General features: G+C 39.6%; 21 protein-coding genes, 1 other RNA gene and 1 other annotated feature. Of the genes, 3 read left to right on the forward strand and 19 right to left on the reverse strand.

The genetic code is table 11. The features are described from left to right. Nucleotides 1–244: 244 nt before the first annotated feature. The 5 genes from AC4G3L_RS05395 to AC4G3L_RS05415 form a co-directional block, all read right to left on the reverse strand. Nucleotides 245–1,297: an AI-2E family transporter gene (locus tag AC4G3L_RS05395; protein ID WP_491075944.1), complete on the reverse strand. Its 1,053-nt coding sequence runs from the start codon at nucleotides 1,295–1,297 to the stop codon at nucleotides 245–247. Nucleotides 1,298–1,467: 170 nt separating this feature from the next. Then, on the reverse strand, nucleotides 1,468–1,599 hold the full coding sequence (locus AC4G3L_RS05400) for a YrzQ family protein (protein ID WP_491075945.1): 132 nt from the start codon (nucleotides 1,597–1,599) through the stop codon (nucleotides 1,468–1,470). Between the two features lie 32 nt (nucleotides 1,600–1,631). Next, nucleotides 1,632–1,820, reverse strand: a complete 189-nt coding sequence (locus AC4G3L_RS05405; protein ID WP_491075946.1) for a YrzR-like zinc ribbon domain — start codon at nucleotides 1,818–1,820, stop codon at nucleotides 1,632–1,634. Nucleotides 1,821–1,906: 86 nt separating this feature from the next. Further along, complete coding sequence (gene recD2, locus AC4G3L_RS05410; RefSeq protein WP_491075947.1) at nucleotides 1,907–4,330, reverse strand: SF1B family DNA helicase RecD2; 2,424 nt, start codon at nucleotides 4,328–4,330, stop codon at nucleotides 1,907–1,909. A gap of 16 nt (nucleotides 4,331–4,346) precedes the next feature. Then, nucleotides 4,347–5,003: a tetratricopeptide repeat protein gene (locus AC4G3L_RS05415; protein ID WP_491075948.1), complete on the reverse strand. Its 657-nt coding sequence runs from the start codon at nucleotides 5,001–5,003 to the stop codon at nucleotides 4,347–4,349. Nucleotides 5,004–5,271: 268 nt separating this feature from the next. Between AC4G3L_RS05415 and AC4G3L_RS05420 the strand changes: the two genes are divergently transcribed. Further along, nucleotides 5,272–5,982, forward strand: a complete 711-nt coding sequence (locus AC4G3L_RS05420; RefSeq protein WP_491075949.1) for a GDSL-type esterase/lipase family protein — start codon at nucleotides 5,272–5,274, stop codon at nucleotides 5,980–5,982. A gap of 424 nt (nucleotides 5,983–6,406) precedes the next feature. Here AC4G3L_RS05420 and AC4G3L_RS05425 read toward each other — a convergent pair whose 3' ends face one another. From AC4G3L_RS05425 to cymR, 4 genes are all read right to left on the reverse strand, one after another. Then, on the reverse strand, nucleotides 6,407–9,094 hold the full coding sequence (locus tag AC4G3L_RS05425) for a cation-translocating P-type ATPase (RefSeq protein WP_491075950.1): 2,688 nt from the start codon (nucleotides 9,092–9,094) through the stop codon (nucleotides 6,407–6,409). A gap of 89 nt (nucleotides 9,095–9,183) precedes the next feature. Next, a complete protein-coding gene (gene mnmA, locus AC4G3L_RS05430) occupies nucleotides 9,184–10,296 on the reverse strand; it encodes a tRNA 2-thiouridine(34) synthase MnmA (RefSeq protein WP_491075951.1) in 1,113 nt (370 codons plus the stop codon). 23 nt (nucleotides 10,297–10,319) lie between these two features. Further along, entirely contained in the window at nucleotides 10,320–11,462 is a 1,143-nt protein-coding gene (locus tag AC4G3L_RS05435) for a cysteine desulfurase family protein (RefSeq protein ID WP_491075952.1), read from the reverse strand. Nucleotides 11,463–11,499: 37 nt separating this feature from the next. Beyond that, nucleotides 11,500–11,922: a cysteine metabolism transcriptional regulator CymR gene (gene cymR / locus AC4G3L_RS05440; protein WP_491075953.1), complete on the reverse strand. Its 423-nt coding sequence runs from the start codon at nucleotides 11,920–11,922 to the stop codon at nucleotides 11,500–11,502. A gap of 264 nt (nucleotides 11,923–12,186) precedes the next feature. Between cymR and AC4G3L_RS05445 the strand changes: the two genes are divergently transcribed. Next, nucleotides 12,187–13,473 carry a replication-associated recombination protein A gene (locus tag AC4G3L_RS05445; RefSeq protein ID WP_491075954.1) on the forward strand — a complete coding sequence of 429 codons (1,287 nt, stop codon included), beginning with the start codon at nucleotides 12,187–12,189 and terminating at the stop codon, nucleotides 13,471–13,473. 83 nt (nucleotides 13,474–13,556) lie between these two features. Here the strand turns inward: AC4G3L_RS05445 and AC4G3L_RS05450 are convergent, their stop codons facing one another. From AC4G3L_RS05450 to AC4G3L_RS05470, 5 genes are all read right to left on the reverse strand, one after another. Next, the gene (locus tag AC4G3L_RS05450; protein WP_491075955.1) at nucleotides 13,557–14,318 is read right to left on the reverse strand and encodes a tRNA threonylcarbamoyladenosine dehydratase; all 762 of its coding nucleotides are present in this window, start codon (nucleotides 14,316–14,318) and stop codon (nucleotides 13,557–13,559) included. A 340-nt stretch (nucleotides 14,319–14,658) separates the two neighbouring features. Continuing rightward, nucleotides 14,659–14,844, reverse strand: a non-coding RNA gene (gene ssrS / locus AC4G3L_RS05455) — 6S RNA. A 38-nt stretch (nucleotides 14,845–14,882) separates the two neighbouring features. Further along, nucleotides 14,883–16,661, reverse strand: a complete 1,779-nt coding sequence (gene aspS, locus AC4G3L_RS05460; RefSeq protein ID WP_491075956.1) for an aspartate--tRNA ligase — start codon at nucleotides 16,659–16,661, stop codon at nucleotides 14,883–14,885. Between the two features lie 15 nt (nucleotides 16,662–16,676). Next, a complete protein-coding gene (gene hisS, locus AC4G3L_RS05465) occupies nucleotides 16,677–17,951 on the reverse strand; it encodes a histidine--tRNA ligase (protein ID WP_491075957.1) in 1,275 nt (424 codons plus the stop codon). 99 nt (nucleotides 17,952–18,050) lie between these two features. Next, nucleotides 18,051–18,284 (reverse strand) — a binding site (T-box leader). Between the two features lie 55 nt (nucleotides 18,285–18,339). Further along, nucleotides 18,340–18,516, reverse strand: coding sequence for a hypothetical protein (locus tag AC4G3L_RS05470; RefSeq protein ID WP_491075958.1), 177 nt, complete (start codon nucleotides 18,514–18,516; stop codon nucleotides 18,340–18,342). A gap of 134 nt (nucleotides 18,517–18,650) precedes the next feature. Here AC4G3L_RS05470 and AC4G3L_RS05475 point away from each other — a divergent pair, with 134 nt between their 5' ends. Then, nucleotides 18,651–19,907: an N-acetylmuramoyl-L-alanine amidase family protein gene (locus AC4G3L_RS05475; protein ID WP_491075959.1), complete on the forward strand. Its 1,257-nt coding sequence runs from the start codon at nucleotides 18,651–18,653 to the stop codon at nucleotides 19,905–19,907. A gap of 90 nt (nucleotides 19,908–19,997) precedes the next feature. Here the strand turns inward: AC4G3L_RS05475 and dtd are convergent, their stop codons facing one another. From dtd to AC4G3L_RS05500, 5 genes are all read right to left on the reverse strand, one after another. Beyond that, nucleotides 19,998–20,441: a D-aminoacyl-tRNA deacylase gene (gene dtd / locus AC4G3L_RS05480; protein ID WP_491075960.1), complete on the reverse strand. Its 444-nt coding sequence runs from the start codon at nucleotides 20,439–20,441 to the stop codon at nucleotides 19,998–20,000. Between the two features lie 11 nt (nucleotides 20,442–20,452). After that, nucleotides 20,453–22,648, reverse strand: a complete 2,196-nt coding sequence (locus tag AC4G3L_RS05485; RefSeq protein ID WP_491075961.1) for a RelA/SpoT family protein — start codon at nucleotides 22,646–22,648, stop codon at nucleotides 20,453–20,455. A 218-nt stretch (nucleotides 22,649–22,866) separates the two neighbouring features. After that, nucleotides 22,867–23,379, reverse strand: a complete 513-nt coding sequence (locus AC4G3L_RS05490; protein ID WP_491075962.1) for an adenine phosphoribosyltransferase — start codon at nucleotides 23,377–23,379, stop codon at nucleotides 22,867–22,869. Continuing rightward, a complete protein-coding gene (gene recJ / locus AC4G3L_RS05495; protein WP_491075963.1) occupies nucleotides 23,370–25,736 on the reverse strand; it encodes a single-stranded-DNA-specific exonuclease RecJ in 2,367 nt (788 codons plus the stop codon). Before recJ ends, AC4G3L_RS05490 begins: the two co-directional genes overlap by 10 nt. A gap of 70 nt (nucleotides 25,737–25,806) precedes the next feature. After that, entirely contained in the window at nucleotides 25,807–26,094 is a 288-nt protein-coding gene (locus tag AC4G3L_RS05500) for a LapA family protein (RefSeq protein WP_491075964.1), read from the reverse strand. Between the last annotated feature and the right edge of the window lie 246 nt (nucleotides 26,095–26,340).

Raw genomic sequence — 26,340 nt, forward strand, 5'->3', positions numbered from 1 at the left:
CTCAGAAACCTTAACGCGGTTTAAACGGCGGGGTTTGCCCGCACTCCGGATTAGCGTTCTGCTTCTCTTCTTCCAAAGTCTCTTTCAGCCACGGAGACTTCTCTCTTTCATGTAAATGCAATTTACATTACGGAAGGACTTAAGCATACTCGGTCCATCAACATATTTTAAATATATCCGTTATATGTTGGATTATAGTCATTAGTGTTTTCTTTGTCAATGTTTCACAGTCACTGTTTATCAATTATTCATTTAACAAATTACTATGGGTAATCGCAACCTTTAAAAATGCGAGGATAGGAACAGCAAGAATTAAGCCAAGAATTCCGCCTATCTCTCCACCTACAAGTAAAGCAAAAATGATAACAAGCGGGTGGAGCTTTAACGTTTTTCCCATTATGATTGGTGAAATGACGTTCCCTTCAAGGAATTGAAGGACAATAATGATGATCGCCACCTTGATGACCATACTTGTTGAAATAGTGACCGCTACAAGTAATGCCGGAACAGCACCAATCAATGGCCCGAAATAGGGGATAATATTCGTCACCCCAATAATGATACCCAGCAGTAAGGGATAGTTCATACCAAAAAACCAAAAGAGAATAGCAGCAAAAGCCCCTATAATAGAACATACCAGCAACTGGCCACGTAGATAACCACCTAATGAATGATCAATGTCCGTTAAAAACTGTTTAATCGTTCCCCTTGTTTTTTTAGGGAATAGCTTTAACCCAAAGGCAATTATCCTATCAGCATCTTTCAGCAAATAAAAGGATATAAGCGGGATGAGTACCACAAAGAAGAAAAAGTCCGATAGCCCACTTAATCCTTCTATCAATACATTGACGAACGAACTTAGTTTCATTTCCATAGTGTTGATTATTTGTTCCAGACGTTCATGCAGTCCAAATGGCCAGTTTGATGTTTGTGAATGAAAACGAACGATATAATTCCGATATAGCTCTGCCATTTCAGGTGCTCTTTCCGCCACGTCAATCATTTGATTTATGAATACAGGGATTCCTTTAAATAGTCCATACCCTACAACACCAAAAAACACCAGGTAGATCAAACCAATGGCTAACCCTCTAGGAATCCCTTCTCGATGGACCTTTTCTACAAGAGGATGAAGGAGGTAACTAATAAAAGCAGCAACAATAAATGGGGATATGGCAGTCATAAATATCTGTATAATAGGAAGCCAAATCGGTCTGAGTAAGTAAAAAACAAATAAGACGATGAATAACAATAATAGAAAGCCAAGTCGATAAAACCATTTTACCTGTATGTTCACAATTCCCACCTCCATTCTATTTTCCTTATGTTTAAAAGAAAATATGTATTGGAGTCTCCGGAATCTTACTAATTTTTTATTCATCCAACGGTCAAATTCTGCAAGTAATTTATAAAAAAAGGTTTAAAAGGCGGAAAATTCTCCTGCCTTTTAAACCTAAATAAAGCCACTTAAAAAGACTTCATAATTGTACGCTTCAACTTTTTCATTCTGCGATTAGATAGCATTCCATTATTGGACATGCTTCGATAAATCGCCATTCCCGCTCCTAAGGTTATTAACGACGAAACCATTTTGTTCATTGCAAGTCACCCCATAATATAGGAAGTACGAATCAAAGACTCATTTGTCGATCTTCTTCACTAAACAAATCATCCAAAGAACTCAACAATCCATCTTCTTCTACCTGATGGACATGCATGATTCCTTTTTGGATGGACAATTCCACAAAACAATTCCAGCAATAATATTGATTAACGCCTATTTTACCAATATCTTTGCTGGAGCAATTAGGACATTTCATAACAATCACCTCAAAAAAATAATGTGTATTGTCAGTTTGTCCATTGAATGCAGAATTCATTCAGCTTAAAGACCAACATTTGTAGTTTATCCACTTACCATAAAATCATAAGGAGTAATGTTTTCCATCCCAATCATCGGATCTGTCTGAAATAACTTTTGCTCATATGTCATTTCATTTTCAGAATTTTCTTCATCTACGTGCAGATTATCAGATTCAGTTACACTGCTTTTTTCACGGAATCCTTCTTGCAGTTTTTCCAGCAAAGTAGTTCTCCGTTCATCTTCACCATTGCGGCCAACACCATATCGCAAGGCTTCCTCTTCACCGCACAAAATTAAGAAATTTTTGCTCCTCGTTATGGCCGTGTAAATTAGGTTGCGTCTCAGCATTCGATGATAACTCTTAACTACCGGCAAAATAACGATTGGAAATTCACTTCCCTGGGATTTATGAATCGAACAACAATAAGCATGCGTGATTTGATTAAGCTCCTGGCGGGTATATTTCGCTTCTATCCCGTCAAATGAAACAAAAATTTGATCCTGCTTATCTTCATTCTCTTTTGCATAGATAATCGCAATAATTTCACCCATATCACCATTGTAAATACCATTTTCGGGCTGGTTCACCAATTGGAGAATCTTATCTCCTACACGGTACACCACATCCCCAAAAGCTAATTCTCTCTTTTTCTTATCACGGTTATCATTCAGAATTTCCTGCAAAAGTACATTTAACGAATCAATTCCGGCGCTTCCCCTGTACATAGGTGCCAGAACTTGAATATCACGCGCTGGGAATCCTTTTTGTCGGGCATTGGTTACTACCTGTCTAATCACATCAGCAACTTGATTTGTAGAACAAGAGAAAAACGAACGATCTCCCTGCGGTTTACGGATATCTGGCGGCAGCTGTCCGTTTTTTATCGCATGCGCAAGTTGAATAATGGAAGAACCATCTTCCTGTCTAAATATTGATTCCAGGCGTGTCACCGGAATAACCGATGAGGCAAGCAAATCCTTTAAAACCTGGCCTGGTCCTACGGAAGGCAATTGATCCTCGTCCCCGACAAGAATGACTTGCATATTGTCAGGCAAAGCTTTAAATAGTTGATTGGCTAGCCATATGTCTACCATGGACATCTCATCCACAATCAAAAGTCTTCCGCTGATCGGATTATCCTCATCACGCTGAACATCCGACCCGTTCCAGCCAAGCAAACGATGGATGGTCACAGCCGGAAGTCCTGTAGATTCCTTCATCCTTTTTGCCGCACGCCCCGTCGGAGCAGCTAAAACAAACGGAAAAGGATTTTCATTGTTATAGTCTTTCGGGTCGAGGGATAACCCATGTAATTCCGAATATAGTTCAACGATTCCTTTTATAACCGTTGTTTTTCCCGTACCGGGTCCACCTGTCAGAATCAGCATGGGTGAGTGTAAGGCTTTAAAGATCGCATCCTTTTGTTCCTCGGCATATTCCATTCCGATTCGTTCCTCAAGTTTTCCAAGCTCCAGTAAAAATTCAGATTCAGGGAATTGATCGGCATATGAATCCTGAGACATAATCCGTTTAATATTCGTTACGATCCCTTTCTCTGAAAAGAATAAGGATGGCATGTAAAATCTTTTCTCTTCACCAATAATTTTGCCTTCTTCACCCATCTGAATCAGCTGATCCGTAATTTGCTCAAAGCTGATGACCACATTCTGATTTTGTTCCAAAATGTTTTTAACACTGGTGAGCAGTTCTTCAGCCTCCATATACGAATGACCATCCTGTACACAGGATCTGTCCAATGTATAGAGAATTGCCGCCTTAATCCGTGATGGATGGCTTCCTCCAATGCCCAGCTGCAATCCAATTTCATCCGCACGGGTAAACCCGATCCCTTCAATTGTTTCGACCAGCTGATAGGGATTTTGCTCGATGATGGTAATCGCGTCCTGTTTATAAACCTGATAGATCTTCATAGAAAGCTGAGGACCAAATCCTAGATTGGATAAATGAATCATAATTTGTTCAAGGCCCTGATTAGCAGCGAGTGTATCATACAAATGCTTCGCTTTTTCACCGCTCAACTTAGGGATTTCATCCAATAGAGATGGGTTGGCCAATATTTTAGAAATAGCTTTCTCCCCAAGTTTATCAACAATCGCTTCCGCAATCTTCTTCCCAATGCCCTTAAAAAGAGACCCGGATAAGTAGGCAATGACCCCATCCTTTGATTCTGGAATTTCACGCTGGAAGCTATCTACATGAAATTGAATCCCAAACCTGGGATGTTCTTTCATTTTTCCGTAGAATGTGTATATTTCTTCTTCATGGATAGGGGGAAAATACCCGGTGATGACCGCTTCTTTTTCATCATAATTAAGATTTGTTTCTTTCACTCTGATACGCACAACCGAGTATAAATTTTGTTCATTATGAAAAATGGTAACCAATTGTGTTCCTTTGATGAAAGGTTTGTCATTGTCGGAAAGGACGAACGACTCTTGTTCCACAGGAAGCACCTCCCGTTTATAACAGTTCCTTCATTTGTTTTAATCCATTCAATGCAAGGATATGGTCTGGCTGAATCTCAATTGCTTTTTCAAAATAAGAGATCGCTTTATCAGCATCCCCCTTTATTCCACCATAGGCCACTCCTAGATTAAAATACGCATCTGCATGAGACTCATCAATCTCAAGCGTCTTATTCCACGCATCAATTGCCATATCATACATCTCAGCACCTGCCAAAGCCAGTCCATAATGGAACTGAGCTTCTGCATCCGACGGATTTAGTTCAACACTTCTTTGGAAATAAGGTAATGCCAGTTTCGGCTGGTCTAAATGTAGAAGACATAATCCCAGCATAAACATCACATCCGCTGTTTCAATCCCTTTTTTTATAGCCAGTTCAAATTGATCCTTCGCTTTTACTAAATCGTCCAGCTCATAATAAATACTGCCCAAACCGTAATAAGCAGTCGCAGCATCTGAATCAAGTTCGATGGCCTTTTCAAAAAATTTAATCGCTCGCTGATTATCATTCATCGATGCCAGTACATTGCCGAAATTAATGAATCCTACCGGATCATTTGGATTTTCTTCTATCATTTCGGTGAAAATTTTTGCCGCATCCTCCCATTTTCCTTGTTCCATATATTGAATACCTAATTTATTTTTATCCATAACGTTGTTCACTCCTACATTCCTAACTGAATGGAAATAGTATACCACAAAGTGACATCCAGTTGACCTCTGTGGCAAGTATCTTATTATCAGTTTCTTTGCAACAAAAAGTGAAAGAAATAAAATCGCTGCAAATTTCAATATAGCTGGGAAATTTCGAGTCACGTACCATTTTTCAATCAAATGATTCCTGTAGTCAATAAAATTACACTATTTGTTAAAAATCATGGTCTTTGGGGTAAAAGTGTAAATATAGGAGTGAGAGAAGATGAAAAAAATTTATTATACTGCAGGAATTTTGCTCGTAATTGGATTGGCATGGATGGGATATGCCTATTATTTAGATGAAAAGACCAAGCCCAATGAGGAGCATGTCGTTATGGCTCTTGGCGATTCCTTAACTTACGGGGTAGGTGATCGCAAGGAGGAAGGCTATGTCGGTCAGCTTGAAAAAATATTAAAAAGTGCGTCTTCAGATGAAGAGTATCAAATTAATAACTATGGAATCCCTGGACAAGAGTCAGAAGGAGTGCTAAAACAATTAGCTAATCCTAAAATAAACGAAAAAGTAAATGAAGCGGACTCTATCATTTTATTTATTGGTACAAACGATTTACGTACAACCTTAGGCGGAGATTTTCAAACCATCAATCAGAATGCTGTAAAAAGAGAAAAAGAAGACTATCTTGATAATATTGATACCATTTTAAAAAGCATCCGCCACCTTGATGAAGATGTCCCTTTCATTGTGGTCGGATTATATAATCCCAACCCAAGCGATGAGCAGCTTAATCGAATTTTAGAAGATTGGAATCATGATTTAAAAGAAGCAGTGGACAACTATTCATCTATTACCTTCGTACCAACGAATGATTTGTTCCAGGATAAATCAAAAAAGGACTATTTCAGCGACAGCCTCCACTTAAACCGGAATGGGTATCAGCTTATTGCTAATCGAATCAGCGAGGAAATAAAGTAGTCTATGGAGTTACTCCATAGACTCAGATTGTAGACAAAAAGGAATTCAGAATGGCTCGGTACGATCCATTTTCTGAATTCCTTATTTTTCGGCTTTTTCACGATGGATCTAGCCTCATCTATTTTTTAGGCCCTATATAGTAAATTATATTAATTAAAAATACAGAGAATTTCTGTCGTATACCGAGAAATTTCGTATAAAACGCAGTGACCTATTTTCTGCAGAATGAGCGAAACTCCTCCGGGAAAAACAAGCGTACCCTAGACCCCGCAGTGCAATGCAGGAGGAGGCTTGATGCTTGCCCGCGGAAAGCGAGCCCATTCTGCAGAAAATAGTGTTAACGAAAAGAGAACGAAAAAAGAAAAAAACTGCAGACAATGTCTCCTTAATATAGGGATTTTGTCTACAGTTTGATGCTATGGAGTTACTCCATAGCTTTTCTTCTATCATAGAGCCTTAAGAAGCCCTTAACAATTTCATTTACGATAATGGTTCCAAGTGCACAGAAGAAGATTAGGATCCATTCTTTCAAACCGATTGGTTCAATCTTGAGAAGTTTGGCAAAAGGTTCGATATAAACTACCGCAATTTGCAACAAGACGACACCTATGACAGACCAATTTAAATATTTATTGCTAAATACACCTGTTTTCCAGATCGGTTTGCGTAAATGTCTAACATTATATACTTGAATGTAGCTAATAAAGGTTAGTGCCATAAAGGCGACCGTTTGCCCGACTCTCAGTTCATGGGCTGTAAGATTATTAAATTGTAAATCGAATATTGAATCAATTCCAGCTGCCCATTTCAATCCAATCAGGAAGGCTAAGAGAGAAGATACACCAATCAATAATCCATTTAAAATCAGGAAGATGACTGAATCCTTCGTGAAAATTCCTTCTTTCTTAGGCCTTGGTTTATCAAGCATGACATCCTTATTCTTATCTACACCAAGCGCAAAGGCTGGAATAGAATCACCAACCAAATTCAGCCATAGAATATGGACGGTCAGTAGCGGTGTCGGCCAGCCAAGCAAAATGGCAAAGAAGAGAGCTAAGACTTCACCGAAATTACTTGTAACAAGGAAAAGAATAGATTTTCGTATATTAGCAAAAATATTCCTACCCTCTTCAACCGCTTTTATAATCGTGGTGAAATTATCATCCATTAAAACCATATCTGAAGCACCCTTGGCAACATCTGTACCTGTTTGCCCCATGGCAACCCCAATATCAGCTGTTTTTAAGGAAGGTGCATCATTCACACCATCGCCGGTCATGGAAACAATATGTCCATTTTCTTTAAAGGCCTGTACAATTTGCACTTTATGCTCCGGTGATACCCGGGCGAATACACGTGTATCTACTGCTGCTTCCTTCAGCTCTTCAGGTGTCATTTGATTCAAATCTGCACCAGTGATCACTTGATCGGATTCTGTTATTCCCAATCTGTGCGCAATTGCAATTGCTGTTTGCGGATGATCACCTGTAATCATCGTTACTTCAATGCCTGAACGGTGGGCTCTTTCAATCTGAAGTTTTACTTCTGGACGTGGAGGATCCATCAAGCCTACCATTCCATAAAATGTCAAATTACTCTCTATTTCCTCTTCATCCATTTCAGTCATTACTTCAGCTGAAACTTTTTTACCTGCCAAAGCCATTACACGAAGAGCCCGGTTGGACATCTCCAACACAGCCTGGTTAATTTCAGTTATGTATTCAGGCGTGATTTTTACTATTTGGCCATCTAATTGAATAGTAGTTATTCTCTCTAGCAGGATATCCACTGCACCTTTTGTCAGTACATGATATCCATCGCCATCTTTATGTATGGTAGTCATCCTTTTTCTCGTTGAATCAAAAGGTATTTCGGCCACACGGGGAAATTCTTTGTCCAAACCAGACTTTGTGTATCCATTCACATGTGCTGCTTTAACAAAAGCCACTTCTGTAGGATCGCCGGTTTCTTCCGGTTCATAAGTGGCATCCGAACATAATGCCAGTTGATTAACCAACTTTTGGTCATCCTCAGCATATGGTACATTTTCCTCTAATACTTTTAAATTAACATAGCGCTCAACTACGCTCATTTTGTTCAAAGTCAGTGTTCCTGTTTTATCTGAACAAATCATGCTGACCGAACCCAACGTTTCAACTGCTGGAATTCTACGTATAATTGCTCTTTGTTTAATAAGACGCCTTACCCCAAGCGTTAACACAATAATAACCATTGTCGATAAACTTTCAGGTATAGCGGAAACAGCAAGGCTTGTGGAGATCATAAACATCTCTCCAGGATTTCTTCCCTGCATTAATCCTACAAAGAACATAACGACACAGACAATAATGGCACAATAACTTAATTTTTCTCCGAGCTGGTTAAGATTTTTTTGTAAAGGAGTTTGACTGGATTCCGTGCTGTGAAGCATTTCAGCTATTCTCCCTACCTCTGTGTTCAATCCGGTTGCAGTCACAATTCCAACGCCTCGGCCATTTGTAACTTGAGTAGACATGAATCCCATATTAAGATAATCCCCAAGGGGCTGATCAGGATTTTCCAGATTCCAATTCTCGTCCTTATCTACCGGAAGACTCTCCCCCGTTAAAGCAGATTCTTCAATTTTCAGAGAATGGGATTGAATGATACGAACATCAGCCGGCACTGTCCTTCCTGCCTCAAGCAGAACGCAATCACCCGGTACGAGCAAAGATGCATCTATTTCCCTGACATTTCCTTCTCTTTTCACCAGCGCTTTTGGTGCTGCTAACTTTTTTAGTTCGTCCAATGCATTTTCTGCCTTTTTCTCCTGGACTACACCAATAATCGTGTTGATTATAATGACAAAAGCGATAATTAAACCGTCGCTCACTTCACCCACTATAAAAGAGAATATAGCGGCAACCATCAAGATGTAATTAAGCGTATTATGTAATTGTAAAGCGATCATTTTTAATAATGAGTTTTTTTGTTCTACTCCGAATTCATTTTTCCCATACTCTTTTAATCTTGCTTCTGCTTCTTTTTCTGTTATCCCCCTTTCTGCATCGGTTTCAAATACCTCGAGAACTTCTTTTTTGGAAAGTGAATAATCGTACTTCTTCACATCCATCTTCAATCACCCGCATATGTATATTTTACAGAACATAAATAGCCTGTTCCTTTACGAAACAGACTATCCACATTCAATTAGCTTTTTAATTACCCGACATAGTCGAGCTTTAAACCTTTTTTATAAACTTTATCAATCGTACCTCCACCGAGGCAAACTTCACCGTCATAAAAGACTGCGGCTTGTCCCGGGGTCACCGCTCTGATAGGCTCTGCAAAAATAACTTCCGCTTGATTATTGTCCAGTACTTTCACAGTTACTTTATTATCTGCCTGGCGATATCTGAATTTAGCCGTACATTCAAATGTATCCCCTGGCTTTCTTTCAGAAATCCAGTTCATTTTGTCTGCAATAATGGAATCAGAGTAGAGGCTGTCATGGTGAAATCCTTGCTCGACCAGAAGAATATTTTTTTCTAAATCCTTTCCAACCGCAAACCATGGTTCACCGCTTCCGCCAATTCCAAGCCCATGGCGTTGTCCCAATGTATAGTACATGAGTCCATCATGCTTACCTTTAAGTTCCCCGCTCATCGTTCTCATCTCGCCAGGCTTGGCAGGCAAATATTGACCAAGGAATTCCTTAAAGTTACGTTCACCAATAAAACAGATCCCTGTGGAATCTTTCTTAGTAGCCGTTGGAAGACCAGCTTCCAGAGCAATTTCTCTGATTTTCGGCTTATCATATTCACCAATCGGGAACATGACTTTACTTAATTGTTCCTGAGTTAATTGGTTAAGAAAATAAGTCTGATCCTTATTTTCATCCAATCCTCTCAGCATTTTATATTCTCCATCCATGTATGCTACGCGGGCATAATGTCCTGTCGCCAGGTAATCCGCCCCCAAATTCATCGCATGCTCAAGGAAGGCCTTAAATTTAATTTCTTTGTTGCACATGACATCAGGATTTGGTGTACGTCCCGCCTTATATTCCTCAAGGAAATAGGTGAACACTTTATCCCAATATTGTTTTTCGAAATTGACCGCATAGTAGGGGATTCCGATGTGGTTACAAACACGGATGACATCTTCATAATCTTCCGTAGCTGTACAAACACCATTTTCATCTGTATCATCCCAGTTTTTCATAAAAATTCCTACAACGTCATAGCCCTGTTCTTTTAACAGGTAAGCTGCAACAGAAGAATCTACTCCACCGGACATTCCGACAACGACCCTAGTTTCCGCTGGGGATTTCATTATATACTTCACCTCAAACCTTTTTACTTCACTAATCGTTTAATAACACCCACAGCAATCTTTGCTGCTTTTTCTACTTCTTGCTCTGTATTTCCTTGTCCAAAACTGAAACGTATCGAATTTCTGGTACGCTCGGAATCTTTGCCAAACATAGAGACGAGCACATGTGATGGTTCAATCGAACCGGCTGTACATGCAGACCCACTTGAAACAGCAACACCCGCCAAATCCATATTGACTAGAAATGCTTCGACATTTGAGCCGGGGAAACTGATATTCAGAACATGTGGCAAGGAATCATCGAGCTTACCATTAATGGAATAATCTATGCCTGATTCGTCAAATACCTGTATCATTATTTTTTTGAATGTTAAGTATTGCCCTACCTTCACATCACGTGTTTGAGACATCAACTCTGCTGCCTTTGCAAATCCAACTGCTCCAGGCACATTTTCCGTACCAGCCCGGCGTTTTCTTTCCTGTTCCCCACCAAGCAACAACGGTTTAAAAGGAACGCCTTTACGCGCATACAAGAATCCCATCCCTTTGGGTCCATTAATTTTATGTGCTGATACGCTTAAGAAATCGACAGCTAAATCATGAACCGTAATAGGAAGGATTCCATATGCCTGTACAGCATCGGTATGGAATAATGCCTGATGACTCTCTAATATCCGGCCTATTTCCTGAATGGGCTGAATGGAGCCCACTTCATTATTTCCGAACATAATTGTAACTAAAATCGTATCATCACGTAAAGCCGCTTGAACAGAATCAACGGTGATTAAACCTTCTTCATTGACAGGCAAATACGTAACCTCGTATCCGTCTTTCTCAAGCGCCTGACATGTATGGAGTACAGCATGATGTTCAATTTCTGAAGTGATAATATGCCTTCCTTTATCCTTCATGGCTTGTACACTGCTAATTATCGCTGCATTATCTGCTTCTGTACCACCGCTCGTGAATATGATTTCATCTATTTGCGCACCAATACTGTCGGCCAGCAATTTTCTTGCATCATCAACCAGCTTTCTCGATTCTCTCCCAAATTGATGGATGCTTGATGGATTTCCGAAAGAATTCTTCATAACTTCCGCCATCACATTAATAACTTCTGGATGCATAGGCGTTGTCGCTGCATGATCCATATAAATTTGTTCCATGGCCTATACCTCCTTTGCCAAACAAAATTACTTTATATTAAATATAGAACATATATGATTGAGTAGAGTCGTCCTCTTCCTTATAGGATGCCAAATCTTCCAAAGTTGTATGATCTAAAACATCCTTCACAGCATCTCTAATTTTAATCCACAATTGCCGTTTAACAGGTTCTTCATCTTCAATACCTTCAACCGGTGTAATCGGACCTTCAAGGACTCTGATCACATCACCTGCTGTAATCTCATGTGGATCTTTCGTTAATTTATAGCCGCCATAGGCACCCCTGACACTTTTTACAAGTCCTGCATTACGCAAGGGGGTCACTAATTGTTCCAAATAATGCTCGGACAAATCATTTGATTGTGCTATTGATTTTAGGGAAGTAGGACCTTCTCCATGTTTCTTAGCTAAATCAATCATTATCGTAAGTCCATATCTTCCTTTGGTCGATATTCTCATGTTTTTAGCACCTCAGCCTTACATTTAGTCTACAAAAGTATACCATACCTTAAATCATTGCCTGTATTCAACGGCTCAACACAATTATTCTTTATTTTTTTCACCTTCTCCCTTTATCATAGTAAAAAAAAACAGTCGCGACTACAGGAAATCTCATGAAAGGATAAAATTCACTACTTTTTTTACAAAAACGAAATTATAGGAATGCGTTCGGTTTATCGATATAATGAAATCATCCGGAAGCAAAAAGTGGAGGTAATTAAGGTGAACTCTGAACCACTCGCATATCGTATGCGTCCCAAAAACTTAGATGAAATCATTGGTCAAAAAGATTGCATTGGCAAACAAACCAGTTTATATAAAATGATTAAAAACGGACATGTCCCTTCTATGTTGTTATACGGTGAACCCGGCATTGGGAAAACATCTATTGCCTATGCGATTGCCGGGACAACCAAAATACCATTTATTGCATTAAATGCGACCACTGCCGGCAAAAAAGATGTTGAAGCAGTTGTGGAGGAAACTCGTCTGACCGGACAGGTTATTCTATTCCTCGATGAAATCCACCGATTCAATAAAGCACAACAGGATTATCTTCTTCCTCATGTAGAAAGAGGCGACATTATTTTAATTGGAGCTACAACGGAAAATCCCTTCCATGATGTCAACCCGGCTATACGGAGCCGATGCGGGCAAATTAAGCAGCTCACCCGATTATCCGTCGAAGAAACCATTACCTTGCTCCAGAGAGCCTTATCCGATGAAAAAAACGGACTGGGTAAGATGGATATCAGAATTACCGATGAACAAATCGAGAAAATTGCCTTTAACTCAAATGGAGACGCCAGAAAAGCATTAACCTTGCTTGAATCAGTTGTTTACTCATCAATCAGGGACGAGGATACCTATATTATTGAGGATCAAGTAATTGACGATTTAGGGGGGAATGTAGGGGTTTATGGCGATAAAAAAGGGTCTAATTTTTATAATCTATTATCGGCCCTGCAAAAGAGTATAAGAGGAAGCGATGTCCATGCTGCTTTATATTATTTGGCTCATCTTCTTGAAATCGGGGATTTGGTTGCAGTAAATCGGAGACTCTTAGTCATTGCCTACGAAGATATCGGACTCGCTAATTCTTCTGTAGGAAATAATGTATTGGCAGCTGTGACAGCCAGTGAACGACTCGGGCTTCCTGAAGCGCGCATCCCACTTTCGGTTGCGGTTGTGGAAATGTGTCTTTCCTCCAAATCCAATTCTGCTTATAAGGCCTTAGACCAAGCGATTGCTGATATCCGGAGCGGCAAAGTTGGGGATATCCCTAAGCATTTACGCGACGCCCATTATTCAGGTTCAAAAGACCTTGGCCATGTCGGGTATAAATACCCCCATGACTACCCGATCGGTACATTCGGCGGCTGGGTCAAACAAGATTATCTCCCTGATAACTTAAAGGGAACAAAATATTACGAACCTATCGAATCAGGAGAGGAAAAACGAATAGCTGCCATTTATGAAAGGTTGGAACAATTTAAAAATAAGCCATAAAAAAAGATTGGCCTCAGCCAATCTTTTTTTATGTCGGAGGAAATGTCTCTCTGGTAAACACATCACTCGCCAATTATATTTAGTTAATCATTAACACGTTTAATTTTTACTTCCTTCAGCGCTTCTTTTACGACCCAGCTTGCAGTAATCAACCCTGCAGCCGATGGAACAAATGCATTGGAAGATGGCGGAAATTTAGCTTTACGTATATCAGCATCCTGATTACCTACCACTTTTGTTACATCATCAAAAGGTATGATGGGGCTCTCATCAGAAAAAACAACTGGAATCCCTTTTTTAATTCCTTCTTTCTTTAACTTGGTACGAATGACCTTGGCCAATGGGTCTGTATGTGTTTTGGATATATCGGCAATTTTAAAGCGGGTGGGATCCATTTTATTGGCAGCACCCATACTTGAGATGATTGGGATATTCCTTTTCAAACATTCCTTCATCAAATGAATTTTATAAATGATTGTATCGGAAGCATCAATCACATAATCTGGTTTATAAGCAAAGAAATCCTCATACGTTTCCTCTGTGTAAAACATTTTTAAAGCAATTACTTCACAATCAGGATTGATATCAAGGATACGATTTTTCATGGCATCCACTTTTTGTTCCCCTACTGTAGATAGTAGAGCATGAATTTGTCTATTCACGTTTGTTATATCAATATCGTCTTTATCCACTAATATTAAAGTACCTACCCCGGAACGTGCCAAAGCTTCTACGGCAAAAGAACCTACACCGCCTATACCAAGAATCGCCACAGTCGTGTTTTTTAATATTTCAAGGCCATCTTTACCGATCGCCAATTCATTACGTGAGAATTGATGCAACATGAATAGCTCCACTCCAATTTCTTTATATTATTTAATGTAATTTCCTATTTTTTCTTCCTTAAACGTTTGTGTGCTTCCCACACTTAGTCACTTAAATTGTATTTTATACGAACCACTTAACCACTGTAAGATACAGTTTCTGCTGACCAGTCAGGTGCTGTCCATATATTTAGTGCTTTTTCCTAAGAAAACGTATCATCTTTTCGATTTATAATACCATACTTACCGACTGGGAATGAATTGATTTATTTTTCATAAGCACTCTGGGTCAAAGGTTTTTGAAAATATAAAAAACACGCTGCAGCAACTGCAGCGTGTTTTGTAAATTCTTCATAAGTATAGACGTCCCAATTTGTGCCGTTTGATGCCTGGTGCTTTGGCCCGCCCTCGGCAGGTGGGCGTCCTGTTCCTCTGTATTGCAAGTCCTTCACGAGAAAGGCATTTGCGCAATTGGTAAACTCCGGACTCCCGTTAATGAAATGTTGGTCAAAACAAAAAGGATGCATAACGTACACTTCAGGACGTCTATTTGATTAATTTTATTTTATCAAATTCTGATTATTTTTACAAGTCGGATTTTGTTTTTGAGACCTTTAGGCTAAGTTCTTTAAGCTGGCTATCTGATACTTCACTAGGTGCATTAGTCAACAGGCAGCTTGCGCTTGCAGTCTTAGGAAATGCAATCGTATCACGCAAGTTAGTACGGCCGGATAACAGCATAACTAAACGATCCAATCCTAACGCAATTCCGCCATGTGGAGGTGTACCGTACTCAAATGCTTCCATCAAGAAACCAAATTGTGCATTTGCATCTTCAGGTGTAAATCCAAGAACCTCAAACATTTTTTCCTGAATATCACGTTCAAAGATACGTAAGCTTCCTCCGCCCAATTCATATCCATTTAACACAAGGTCATAGGCAATTGCTTTTACTTCACCAGGGTTTTCATCAAGTAATGGAATTTCTTCTCTAACAGGCATTGTGAATGGATGGTGAGCCGCATAGTATCTGCCATCCTCTTCTTTATATTCAAGCAATGGCCAGTCAGTTACCCATAAGAAATTAAATTTACTATCATCAATTAGATTTAATTCTTTACCTAATTTATTTCGTAAACTGCCCAATGCATCTGCTACAACAGATTTTTTATCTGCAACAAACAGCAGCAAGTCTCCAGCTTCAGCGCCAGTAACCTCGATTAACCCTTTACCATCTTCATCTTGGAAGAATTTCGCGATTGGTCCTTTTAGACCTTCCTCCTCCATCTTCATCCAGGCAAGGCCTTTTGCTCCATAACGGGCAGCAAATTCGCCCAATGCGTCAATGTCTTTTCTGGAATAATTGGAAGCAGCTCCTTTTACATTTAACGCTTTAACCTGTCCGCCTGATTCCACAGCACCCGCGAACACTTTGAAGCCTGAATCTTTAACTACATTGCTCACATCTATTAATTCCATTGCAAAACGCGTATCTGGTTTATCGGAACCATAACGGCTCATCGCTTCATCATACGTCATTCTCGGTAATGGTAAAGTAAGGTCGATTCCTTTAACATCTTTCATAACTTTTGCCATCATGCGTTCAGTCAAGTCCTGAATATCTTCCTGGCTCATAAAGCTTGTTTCAATATCGATTTGCGTAAATTCAGGCTGGCGGTCTGCACGCAAATCCTCATCACGGAAACAACGTGCAACTTGATAATAGCGTTCAATTCCGGATACCATCAATAATTGCTTGAAGATTTGTGGAGATTGTGGCAATGCATAGAATTCGCCCTCATGCACACGGCTTGGTACTAAATAATCACGTGCGCCTTCCGGAGTACTCTTTGTTAAAATAGGTGTCTCTATATCAAGGAACCCTTCTCCATCCAAAAAGTCACGGATTGCTTTTGTCGCTTTATGTCTCATTTTAAATGTTTCAAACATAACCGGACGGCGAAGATCTAAATAACGGTAAGATAAACGAAGATCCTCAGATACTTCTTCGTTATCCGTAATCGCGAATGGAGGTGTTTTGGATTCGTTAATAATTGTTACCTCTTCTGCCTGCAATTCAATACTGCCCGTTTTAAGGTTACTGTTTATCGTTCCCTCTTCACGCGCCACAACTTTTCCCCGTACGCTCAATACATACTCACTTCTGATTTTTTCAGCGAGACCTAGGGCTTCAGGTGATAAATCTGGGTTAAATACAACTTGGACAATCCCTGTACGGTCTCTTAAATCGATAAAAATCAACCCGCCAAGGTCACGTCTTTTTTGGACCCACCCTTTGACAGTGATTTCTTCTCCGATTGCTGTTACCGGTACTTCCCCGCAAAAATATGTTCTTCCGTACACTGTAAATTCCTCCTATTATCTTCCCAGTTTAGTTTTTAATTCTGTTAGTAATTCCGCGAGACCAACTTGCTGCTGCTCACCAGTTTGCATATTTTTCAAAGATATTTTATTCTCTTTCAGCTCATCTTCTCCGAGGACAGCCACAAATTTAGCATTTACACGGTCAGCCGCCTTAAATTGTCCCTTCGCTTTTCGATCGGAATAATCCTTTTCAGCTGAAATCCCATTGCTGCGTAACTCATCTACCAGTTTTACAGAGTAATCCTTCGCTTCATCACCAAGTGACACGATAAAACAATCTACTCTTTTTTCTACTGGCAGCTCTATCTTTTCGGCTTCAAGAGCTGCTAATAATCTTTCAATACTTAGGGCAAATCCAATGCCTGGAGTTTCCGGGCCCCCTACTTCCTGTACAAGCCCGTTATAACGACCGCCTCCACAAAGGGTTGTAATCGCTCCAAATCCTTCAGAGTCCAGCATAATTTCGAAAGCTGTATGATTATAATAATCAAGCCCCCGAACCAGGCCCGGGTCCACGACATATGAAATTCCGATTGCATCCAAGTATGCTTTCACCTTGTTAAAATATTGAGTAGACTCTTCATTCAAATAATCAATAATGGAAGGTGCACTCGCCATTAATTCGTGATTGCGGTCCTCTTTACAATCCAAGATTCGCAACGGATTGCGTTCCAATCGATTTTTACAGTTCGGGCAGAACTCTTCAATACGAGGCTTAAAGTGTGCAATCAAAGCTTCTCTATGTTTAGCACGGCTTTCTTTATCTCCGAGGCTGTTAATGACAAGCTTTAGATTCTTTAACCCTAACTTTTTGTATATATTCATCGCTAGAGAAATCACTTCAGCGTCAATCGCCGGATCGGAACTTCCCAAGGCTTCAACACCAAACTGTACAAATTGTCTGAAGCGCCCAGCTTGTGGACGTTCGTAGCGGAACATCGGTCCAATATAGAATAACTTAACCGGCTGGATCGCATTTCCGTACATTTTATTTCCTACAAAGGAACGAACAACGGCTGCTGTACCTTCCGGACGTAACGTTAAGCTTCGGTTGCCCTTATCCGTAAAGGTATACATTTCTTTTTGCACAATATCCGTCGTATCTCCTACACCTTTTTCAAATAACTCCGTGCTTTCGAAAATCGGTGTGCGTATTTCTTGATACTGATACAACGAACAAATTTCTTTAGCTGCTTCTTCAATATACTGCCATTTTTCTGATTGACCAGGAAGGATATCCTGGGTACCCCTTGGTATTTGGACGGCCATATCAAATTTCCTCCTTAAACTGCAATCTATAAAAAATTCAAATTGGCATGGCTTGGTAATTTTAGGTAAAATAAAAACAACTCCCAGTCCCATGCATATGCAAGGGACGGGAGTTGTTGCCCGCGGTGCCACCCTAGTTGGAACTTTTATAAGCTCCCACTTTTACAGTTAACGCCTGTTTAACGTTCATCCCCTACTAGAACTTACGTTTTTTCAGGGCGAAACCTACGGTGTGTTCGTTCATAAAGGCACATGCAGAAGTATTTTCAGCCTAAGATACTTCTTCTCTGTTCATGTGTGATCTAAATTACTCTTCACCATCATTGGTATGTAATATATGTATTTTTATTTAATTAATATTACGAAGTAACTTCCTTATTGTCAACCCTTAAGAACGCTCAAGTTTCTTTTTTAATTGTTTCACATCTCTGATAGACAGTCCAAATTCCGAAGCAAGCTCCATCATCGAATTATTCTGCTCCTTAATCAAAAAATCATGAAAATCCACACCGAATATTTGATTACTTGCGTTTTGTGTAATGGATCCTTTTTCGCTGTATCTCATATTATTACACCCCTTATTTTTTTAACTACAGATTGTCTTACTCAGTATTCCCGACTGGCTAATGTAACTTTCATAAAAAATATTTTTTCTTTTTCAATTGCAATGATCTGAATAAAAAAGGAGCGATCTCCATTTTGATAAAACAAGTAATCGTTTTTTTAGGAATAATAATTTTAGTCTTGCCAATGAAAAACACCAGCCTTATCGCACATGCATCAATGGACAAAATCGTGGTTAGTGAGCATTCCGCTTATGTCCGGGCAGGTCCGAATATAAATGATCTAATTATCGATGAGATACATTCAGGCAGCATCTATGATGTTGTAGAAACAGATGGCAATTGGATCAAATTTCAAGTGAATGGCAAAAAATCGGGCTGGGTTGCTAATTGGCTTGTAACAGGCTATGAAGAAGCGGAGCTCTCATCAAATTCTGGCGTTGTCACTGCTGACGGCCTACGGATTCGCAATGGTCCCGGTATGGATTTTGAGGTACTTGGCAATCTTTCCATCGGCACAATCATCCAGATCTCCGGGGTACAAAATGGCTGGATCTCTTTTACCTATGAGGGGAATTTGGGTTGGGTGAACAGTAGATATATTCATCAGAGTCTTTCGCAAAAAGCCGCAAAGAATATCCGGATTACACCTTCCGCTTTACATGTACGGACATCTGGAAAGGCAAATAGTCCGCGCATTGGTACAGTAACGAAAGATCAAATTTATGCCATTCTCGACAAAAAGGATAATATGTATAAAATTCAGCTGCCATCTAAAAAAGAAGGATGGATACCAGTTTGGTATGCAGAATTAGAGGATGCACAGGATTTGATTCACCAAAGAAGGGATTCATTAAAGGGAAAAACCATTATATTGGATCCTGGGCATGGAGGTACTGACAGCGGGGCATCCGGACCGGCCGGTACACTAGAAAAGAACCTAACTCTTTATTCCGTAAAACTGGCATATGAAAAGTTAAAAATGGCCGGGGCAAACGTGATCATGACACGCTCAAGCGATCGATATGTAACATTGAGCGCCAGGGCCAGCCTCTCCAATATGAAGTCAGCTGATGCCTTTATCAGTTTTCATTATGATAGTAATCATATTGGCAATAAAAGTGGCATAAAAACGTATTATTACTACGCTTATCAAAAGAAACTGGCCACAACCATCCAAAAGTACTTATTCCAAAATAACACTCCTTTAATCAATCAGGGCATTAAGCAGAGTAGCCTTCACGTGCTACGCGAAAATCGGCATCCGGCTATTTTACTGGAATTAGGGTATATCAATAATCCTGCAGAGGAGGCTCATATTCAAACGGAACAATACCAAGAGACGATTACGGACGGTCTTGTTGACGGGCTAGCTGCTTACTTTTCTAAATAAGTACTTTTATACGCAAAAAAAGCACCTCCTTTGATAGATTTACATCTAACAAAAGAGGTGCGTTGGTTTAAGAATGGATTTCTTTTTATTTCATTTTTTACTTTCCAGAATAAGCGTTACAGGACCATCGTTGATAAGCTGGACATCCATCATTGCTCCGAATTTACCAGTCTCAACTTTCACCCCTTTTTCTCTTAGCATATCATTAAATACTTCGTACAATCTTTCCGCTTCATCCGGTTTGGCTGCTGCCATAAAGTTAGGGCGCCTTCCTTTGCGGCAATCACCATACAAAGTAAATTGTGAAATTGATAAAATTTCGCCGCCCACATCAAGTAATGAATGGTTCATCTTCATATTTTCATCTTCAAATATCCGGAGATGAATAATTTTATCAGCAAGATAGCGGCAATCTTCTTCTGTATCTTCATGTGTGACTCCAACCAATAACACCAAGCCTGAAGTAATTTCGCCGACTGTTTCACCGTTAACACTCACTGATGCAGCCTTTGATCGTTGCAATACCACTTTCATTTTCTTGACCCCTAACTCATAATTCGTCTTACAGAATAAATATCGGAAATTTGTTTAATACGATCTACTACCCTTTGTAAATGGCTTACATTATAGATGGAAATGGACATAGTAATCGTTGCACTTTTATTTCGGTCCGTGCGTCCTGAAACAGCCGTGATATTCGTTTTTGTTTCATTCACTGCCTGAAGCACTTCATTTAGCAAGCCGTTGCGGTCAAATCCATTTATTTCGATGTCCACATTATATTCTTTTCGAACACTCTGATTACTTTCCCATTCAACTGGGATGATGCGTTCTACGCTTTCTTCATCCAACACATTGACACAGTCAGCCCGATGGACTGAAACACCGCGTCCTTTAGTGATATACCCGACGATTTCATCACCTGGAACCGGATTACAGCAGCGCGATAATCTGATTAGCATATTGTCAATTCCTTTGACACGTACTCCGGAATCTCTCTTCTTCGTTTTCGGGATCATCCGTAACTCTGATACGGCATCAATCAAACTTACTTCCTGATCCTTCTCTCTCTTTTTACGAAGCTTATCCGTTAACCTCGTCGCAATTTGGGCTGCTGTGATTCCGTTATAGCCCACTGCTGCATACATATCGTCTTCATTGGCAAAATTAAATTTTTCTGCAACTTTCCGTAAGTTCTCGGTTGTGCACACTTCTTTTACCTCAAAATCCATTGCCTTGACTTCTTTATCAACCAATTCTTTGCCTTTTTCAATATTTTCTTCTCTGCGTTGCTTTTTAAAGAATTGTCTGATTTTATTTCGAGCTTGTGAAGTTATAGCCAGCTTCAACCAATCCTGACTTGGACCATATGAATGTTTAGATGTAAGGATTTCAATAATATCCCCGGTTTTCAGCACATAGTCCAACGTAACCATTTTTCCATTTACCTTGGCGCCTATCGTTTTATTACCGATTTCTGAGTGAACACGGTAGGCAAAATCTATCGGTACGGATCCTTTTGGAAGCTCATACACATCGCCTTTTGGTGAAAAAACAAAAACCATATCTGCAAATAGATCCAATTTAAGAGATTCCATAAATTCCTCTGCATTGGTAGATGCGTCCTGGAATTCAACAATCTCTCTAAACCAATCCAATTTTTTATCCATACGTTCGGTTGAAGTTAAATCTTTGCCTTCTTTATATGCCCAATGGGCTGCAATTCCAAATTCAGCTGTTCGGTGCATATCTGTCGTCCGGATTTGTACCTCCAGAGGTTCACCCTTCGGACCAATTATAGTCGTATGAAGCGATTGATACATATTTGCTTTCGGCATGGCTATATAATCTTTGAAACGGCCAGGCATCGGCTTCCAGCATGTATGAATGATACCAAGAACTGCATAACAATCTTTAATACTATTTACAATGATACGCACGGCCATTAAATCATATATCTCTTCAAACTGCTTATTTTGAATCGCCATTTTTCGGTAGATACTGTAAATATGCTTCGGTCGACCGAGTATATCAGCCTGAATAGATACTTCATTCAGCTTTTCCTTCATTCGGACAATGACATCAGATAGATATTCTTCTCGTTCCGCCCTCTTCTTTTTCATCAAATTCACAATTCGATAGTATTGCTGTGGATTTAAATAGCGAAGGGCTGTATCTTCGAGCTCCCATTTAATTGTTGAAATCCCAAGTCTATGCGCAAGCGGAGCAAATATTTCAAGCGTTTCATTAGCAATTCGGCGTTGCTTTTCAACAGGCAGGTGCTTCAATGTGCGCATATTATGCAGCCTATCTGCCAATTTAATCATAATGACACGAATATCCTTAGCCATTGCTATAAACATTTTCCGATGATTCTCAGCTTGCTGCTCTTCTTTTGACTTATATTTAATTTTCCCAAGTTTCGTTACACCATCAACCAAAAGGGCTACTTCTTCGTTAAATGTTTCCGTAATATCCGCAAGTGTTATAGTAGTATCTTCCACTACGTCATGCAAAAATCCGCTCGCAACCGTAAATGTATCCATCTCTAAATCAGTCAGGATCGCAGCTACTTGAATCGGATGAATAATATATGGCTCACCCGATTTACGGTATTGCTCCTTATGAGCTTCTTTTGCGAATTCATACGCTTTTTCTAAAAATGCCACATCTTTTTCATCCATATACCTTCTTGCTTTATCAAAGACCTGCTCAGCCGTATAAATTTGCTCATTTGCCATGAAATCACCTTTTTACTCCGTATTTCCACGTTTCTGCTTATAATTATTATCTATGTTAAACCATATAGGTTAATCGTCAAAAAGAGGATTGTTTCTATTATCATCAAAAAAAGTTTTCTTGTAAAGTAAGGAACGAGATTTAATCTGATATTTCGCTAATATTTGCACTTGAATAATATAAAAAGCGCTCTAATAAATAGAACGCCATTACTATATGCTTAATATTCCATTAATGTGAGGATATCATAACCGGCAAGTTTTTTTCTGCCTTCGAGATACGTTAACTCAACTAAGAATGCTAATCCAGCCACAATTCCGCCAAGCTCTTCAACCAATTTAATAGTCGCTTCCATCGTACCGCCTGTAGCCAATAAATCATCTGTAATTAAAACTCTCTGACCTGGTTTAATGGCATCTTTATGGATGGCCAACACATCTTTGCCGTATTCCAAACCATACTGAATCTTAATTGTTTCTCTTGGCAGTTTGCCTTCTTTACGCACTGGTGCAAAACCGACTTCCATTGCATAAGCAACCGGGCAGCCAATGATGAATCCACGTGCTTCCGGCCCTACAATAATATCAATTTCTTTTTCCTTAGCAAACTTTACAATTTGATCAGTCGCATATTTATATGCTTTCCCATTATCCATAAGGGGAGTAATATCTTTAAATTTAATCCCCGGTTTCGGCCAATCCTCTACAATCTGTATATATTGTTTTAAATCCATTGCTCAGTTTCCTCCTTGTTTTCCTTACGGGAACGAATCAGGTTGCTGAAGAATTGATATAGCTGATTGAATGGCGCGTATAAAAGCTCTTGTTCCAGTGCCATTCTCGCTTGTCTTTCCTGATAGGTTTTCGAATCCTGCAGATCCCGTTTCATACTAGTTCTTACCAAATCGATGAGTCCGTTATTTATTGTAACAAACTCCAGTTCAAAAAACACCTTTGTCATAAAATCAATGTTTTCTTTAGACCAGCCTTTATGAATCATCAGCCTGGAACGCAAATCATCAAATTGCATTGGTCCCTTTTTAGCCAGCAATGCATAATACCATTTAAATTGGTCTCTTGTTGGAAAAGCTGAAAAATAATCATTTTGAGTAGTCCGAAAGTAAATATACACCCTTTTTGGCATTTCTCCAATGAAAAGTTCTTCTAGTATATCTTTTTGTGCAGGCAAATCTGCTAAAATGACATGATAACCATCTAACGATTCCTGTTTGGCGGCTTCTAAAGAAGGTATATAGACAATTTCATCCTCATTAGTATATTCCGGCAGCCACTGCTTACTCTCTTCATTGAAGAGGATAAATTTACGTTGCTCCGGTACTGCCTGTACGTGAATTCTACCATTGCCGCTTCTGCAATCAAATAATTGCCAATTCTCAACAGCGATATCCTGTAATAATAATTGAGGCTTCTTCACATTATTCCATTCATTTATAGCCAGTTCACCAATGACCGATACACTTGCATGAGGAGACAAGTGATCCATAATTTCTCCCAGTCCAAACCCAATGCTGTCTAAGCCTATTCCGCTTTGCTCAATTTGTAGTTTAAGATGCGTCTTATCCGCACCTATTTTCCGGGAAGATGTCACAATGGCATCCTCAATTAAGATCTTCGGTTTCGGATTTTGCATTCCATATGGAGCAAGCTGGGCCATTTGTTGGATAAGAGGTAAGGAAATTTCATTGAGCGGAAGTAATCCATCTACCTCTGTTACAGGCTGGAAATCATCTTCCGTCAGTGTTTGATTGGCCTGATCAATCAGTCGTTTCCTTAATTCCTCAACATCTTCTATTTTCAGTGTCATCCCAGCAGCCATTGGATGCCCGCCAAAATGAGGAAGCAGTTCTCTGTTCAAAGATAAGTTCTGAAAAAGATCAAATCCTCTAATACTACGTGCCGAACCCTTTGCTGTTCCCTTTTCACGATCAATACTTAAGACAATCGTTGGCCGGTAATACTTTTCCACAAGCTTACTGGCTACAATTCCTACAACTCCAGTATTCCACCCTTCCCGGGCGATAATCAGAACCGGATTGATTTCAGGTGGATAATGTTTCTCCACTTCCTCAATAGCTTCCTGTGTCATTTCTTTTACAATCGATTGCCGCTCTTTATTCAGCAAGTCTATTTCATCTGCAATTAAATTGGCTTCTGTCTGATTTTCTGTAAGTAAAAGCTGTACGGCTGGATCTGCTGACTCTAATCTTCCTACAGCATTTATTCTTGGCGCCAATCCAAATCCGATGGAATCCTCGTTAAATGCTTCTCGCTGAATGCCTGCTTTTTGGCAAAGTGCGAGGATGCCTGGTCTGGTTGATTTTTTTAACGCCTGAATTCCTTTAATAGCAATCAATCTGTTTTCATCATGAAGAGGAACCAAGTCAGCCACGGTTCCAATTGCAGCAATCCCAATCAACTCTTCAGGTAATTCTCCTAATAAAGCATGGGCCAGCTTCATCGCCACACCGGCACCGGCTAACTCAGAAAATGGATATGTTTCACCAGGTTTCTTCGGATGAAGGATCGCTAGTGCTTCAGGTAAATCCGGACCTGGTTCGTGGTGATCTGTTACAATATAATCCATTCCCAATTCTTTAGCTGTCTGTGCTTCACTAATTGCTGATATACCGCAGTCTACCGTGATAAGCAAAGTAGTACCCTGTTCTTTAATGGTTCGAAAAGCTTGCTCATTTGGACCATAGCCCTCTGTAAATCGATTCGGAATATACCATGACACACGCTCAGCCCCCATTAGTTTAAGAGCAAGCATTAAAATTGTTGTACTGCTAACACCGTCTGCATCATAGTCTCCAAAGATAGTGATTTTTTCATCATTTTTTACAGCTTTCACAATCCGCTTCACAGCTTCTTCCATCCCGGATAGTAAAAAAGGATCGTGGAAATCTTGCTGGGCAGCATACAAAAAAGACCGTGCATCTTCAACGGTCTTTATTCCTCTGTTGACCAATAAAGTAGCCACAATACGCGGCTGTTTAAGTTCTTGCATAAATAAATTTATAATCGTTTCATCAGCCTTTTTTAAAAGCCAACGCGTTTTTGACTGTAACATATTGTCACCCCTGACCTCTCTATTATAAAAAATATCAAACAAAGGTTCAATGAGTGATTCCAAATAATTATTATTTCGGCTGAATATAGGATTCATCCTCTGCCGACTCATTTAAACTTGGATGTTCTTTTTTTAGTTCTTTCAACTGTTTAGTCAAAGTGACAATCCGTACGGCCATTACTGAGCCGACAATAACACCACCCATGGCAACAGACCCTAAAATGACTAAAATCAAAGGCCAATGTGCCGTTCCAAAAACATAATTAACATCTACTTTATCTACATTGACAACGGCAAAAACAGCCACAATAATAGCAAAAATGATTCCAAGTATTACGTACCATTGAAGTTTTTTCATGTTTCGTACTCCTTTCATGAAGCTTTTAGTTGGAATATAACAATTTAGATTAAGAATAAACGTATATAGTATTAATTCCCTTATCTCAAAAGGAGGAAACATAATGGGAGGGAGTGATTACAAGTCTATTATTCACCCATTTCATTTCTTACATACTGATTTAAATTCCAGTATATGTTGATCAAGAATGAATAGAAAGACACTATTACTTCCGTTGACAATCCTTATAAAAAACTACCCCATTCC

The sequence above is a fragment of the Bacillus sp. z33 genome, from assembly GCF_058313615.1.

Bases quoted from the DNA above. Each gene is read 5' to 3' on its own strand.
- mnmA (WP_491075951.1), bottom strand. From the start codon at position 10,296: ATGAAATCCCCAGCGGAAACTAGGGTCGTTGTCGGAATGTCCGGTGGA.
- AC4G3L_RS05450 (WP_491075955.1), bottom strand. From the start codon at position 14,318: ATGTTGCATCAATTCTCACGTAATGAATTGGCGATCGGTAAAGATGGC.
- AC4G3L_RS05500 (WP_491075964.1), bottom strand. From the start codon at position 26,094: ATGAAAAAACTTCAATGGTACGTAATACTTGGAATCATTTTTGCTATT.
- AC4G3L_RS05470 (WP_491075958.1), bottom strand. From the start codon at position 18,516: ATGAGATACAGCGAAAAAGGATCCATTACACAAAACGCAAGTAATCAA.
- AC4G3L_RS05435 (WP_491075952.1), bottom strand. From the start codon at position 11,462: ATGGAACAAATTTATATGGATCATGCAGCGACAACGCCTATGCATCCA.
- recJ (WP_491075963.1), bottom strand. From the start codon at position 25,736: ATGTTACAGTCAAAAACGCGTTGGCTTTTAAAAAAGGCTGATGAAACG.
- AC4G3L_RS05400 (WP_491075945.1), bottom strand. From the start codon at position 1,599: ATGAACAAAATGGTTTCGTCGTTAATAACCTTAGGAGCGGGAATGGCG.
- AC4G3L_RS05425 (WP_491075950.1), bottom strand. From the start codon at position 9,094: ATGGATGTGAAGAAGTACGATTATTCACTTTCCAAAAAAGAAGTTCTC.
- AC4G3L_RS05490 (WP_491075962.1), bottom strand. From the start codon at position 23,379: ATGGATTTAAAACAATATATACAGATTGTAGAGGATTGGCCGAAACCG.
- dtd (WP_491075960.1), bottom strand. From the start codon at position 20,441: ATGAAAGTGGTATTGCAACGATCAAAGGCTGCATCAGTGAGTGTTAAC.
- AC4G3L_RS05405 (WP_491075946.1), bottom strand. From the start codon at position 1,820: ATGAAATGTCCTAATTGCTCCAGCAAAGATATTGGTAAAATAGGCGTT.
- AC4G3L_RS05420 (WP_491075949.1), top strand. From the start codon at position 5,272: ATGAAAAAAATTTATTATACTGCAGGAATTTTGCTCGTAATTGGATTG.
- AC4G3L_RS05485 (WP_491075961.1), bottom strand. From the start codon at position 22,648: ATGGCAAATGAGCAAATTTATACGGCTGAGCAGGTCTTTGATAAAGCA.
- hisS (WP_491075957.1), bottom strand. From the start codon at position 17,951: ATGGCCGTCCAAATACCAAGGGGTACCCAGGATATCCTTCCTGGTCAA.
- AC4G3L_RS05415 (WP_491075948.1), bottom strand. From the start codon at position 5,003: ATGGATAAAAATAAATTAGGTATTCAATATATGGAACAAGGAAAATGG.
- cymR (WP_491075953.1), bottom strand. From the start codon at position 11,922: ATGAGAATATCGACCAAAGGAAGATATGGACTTACGATAATGATTGAT.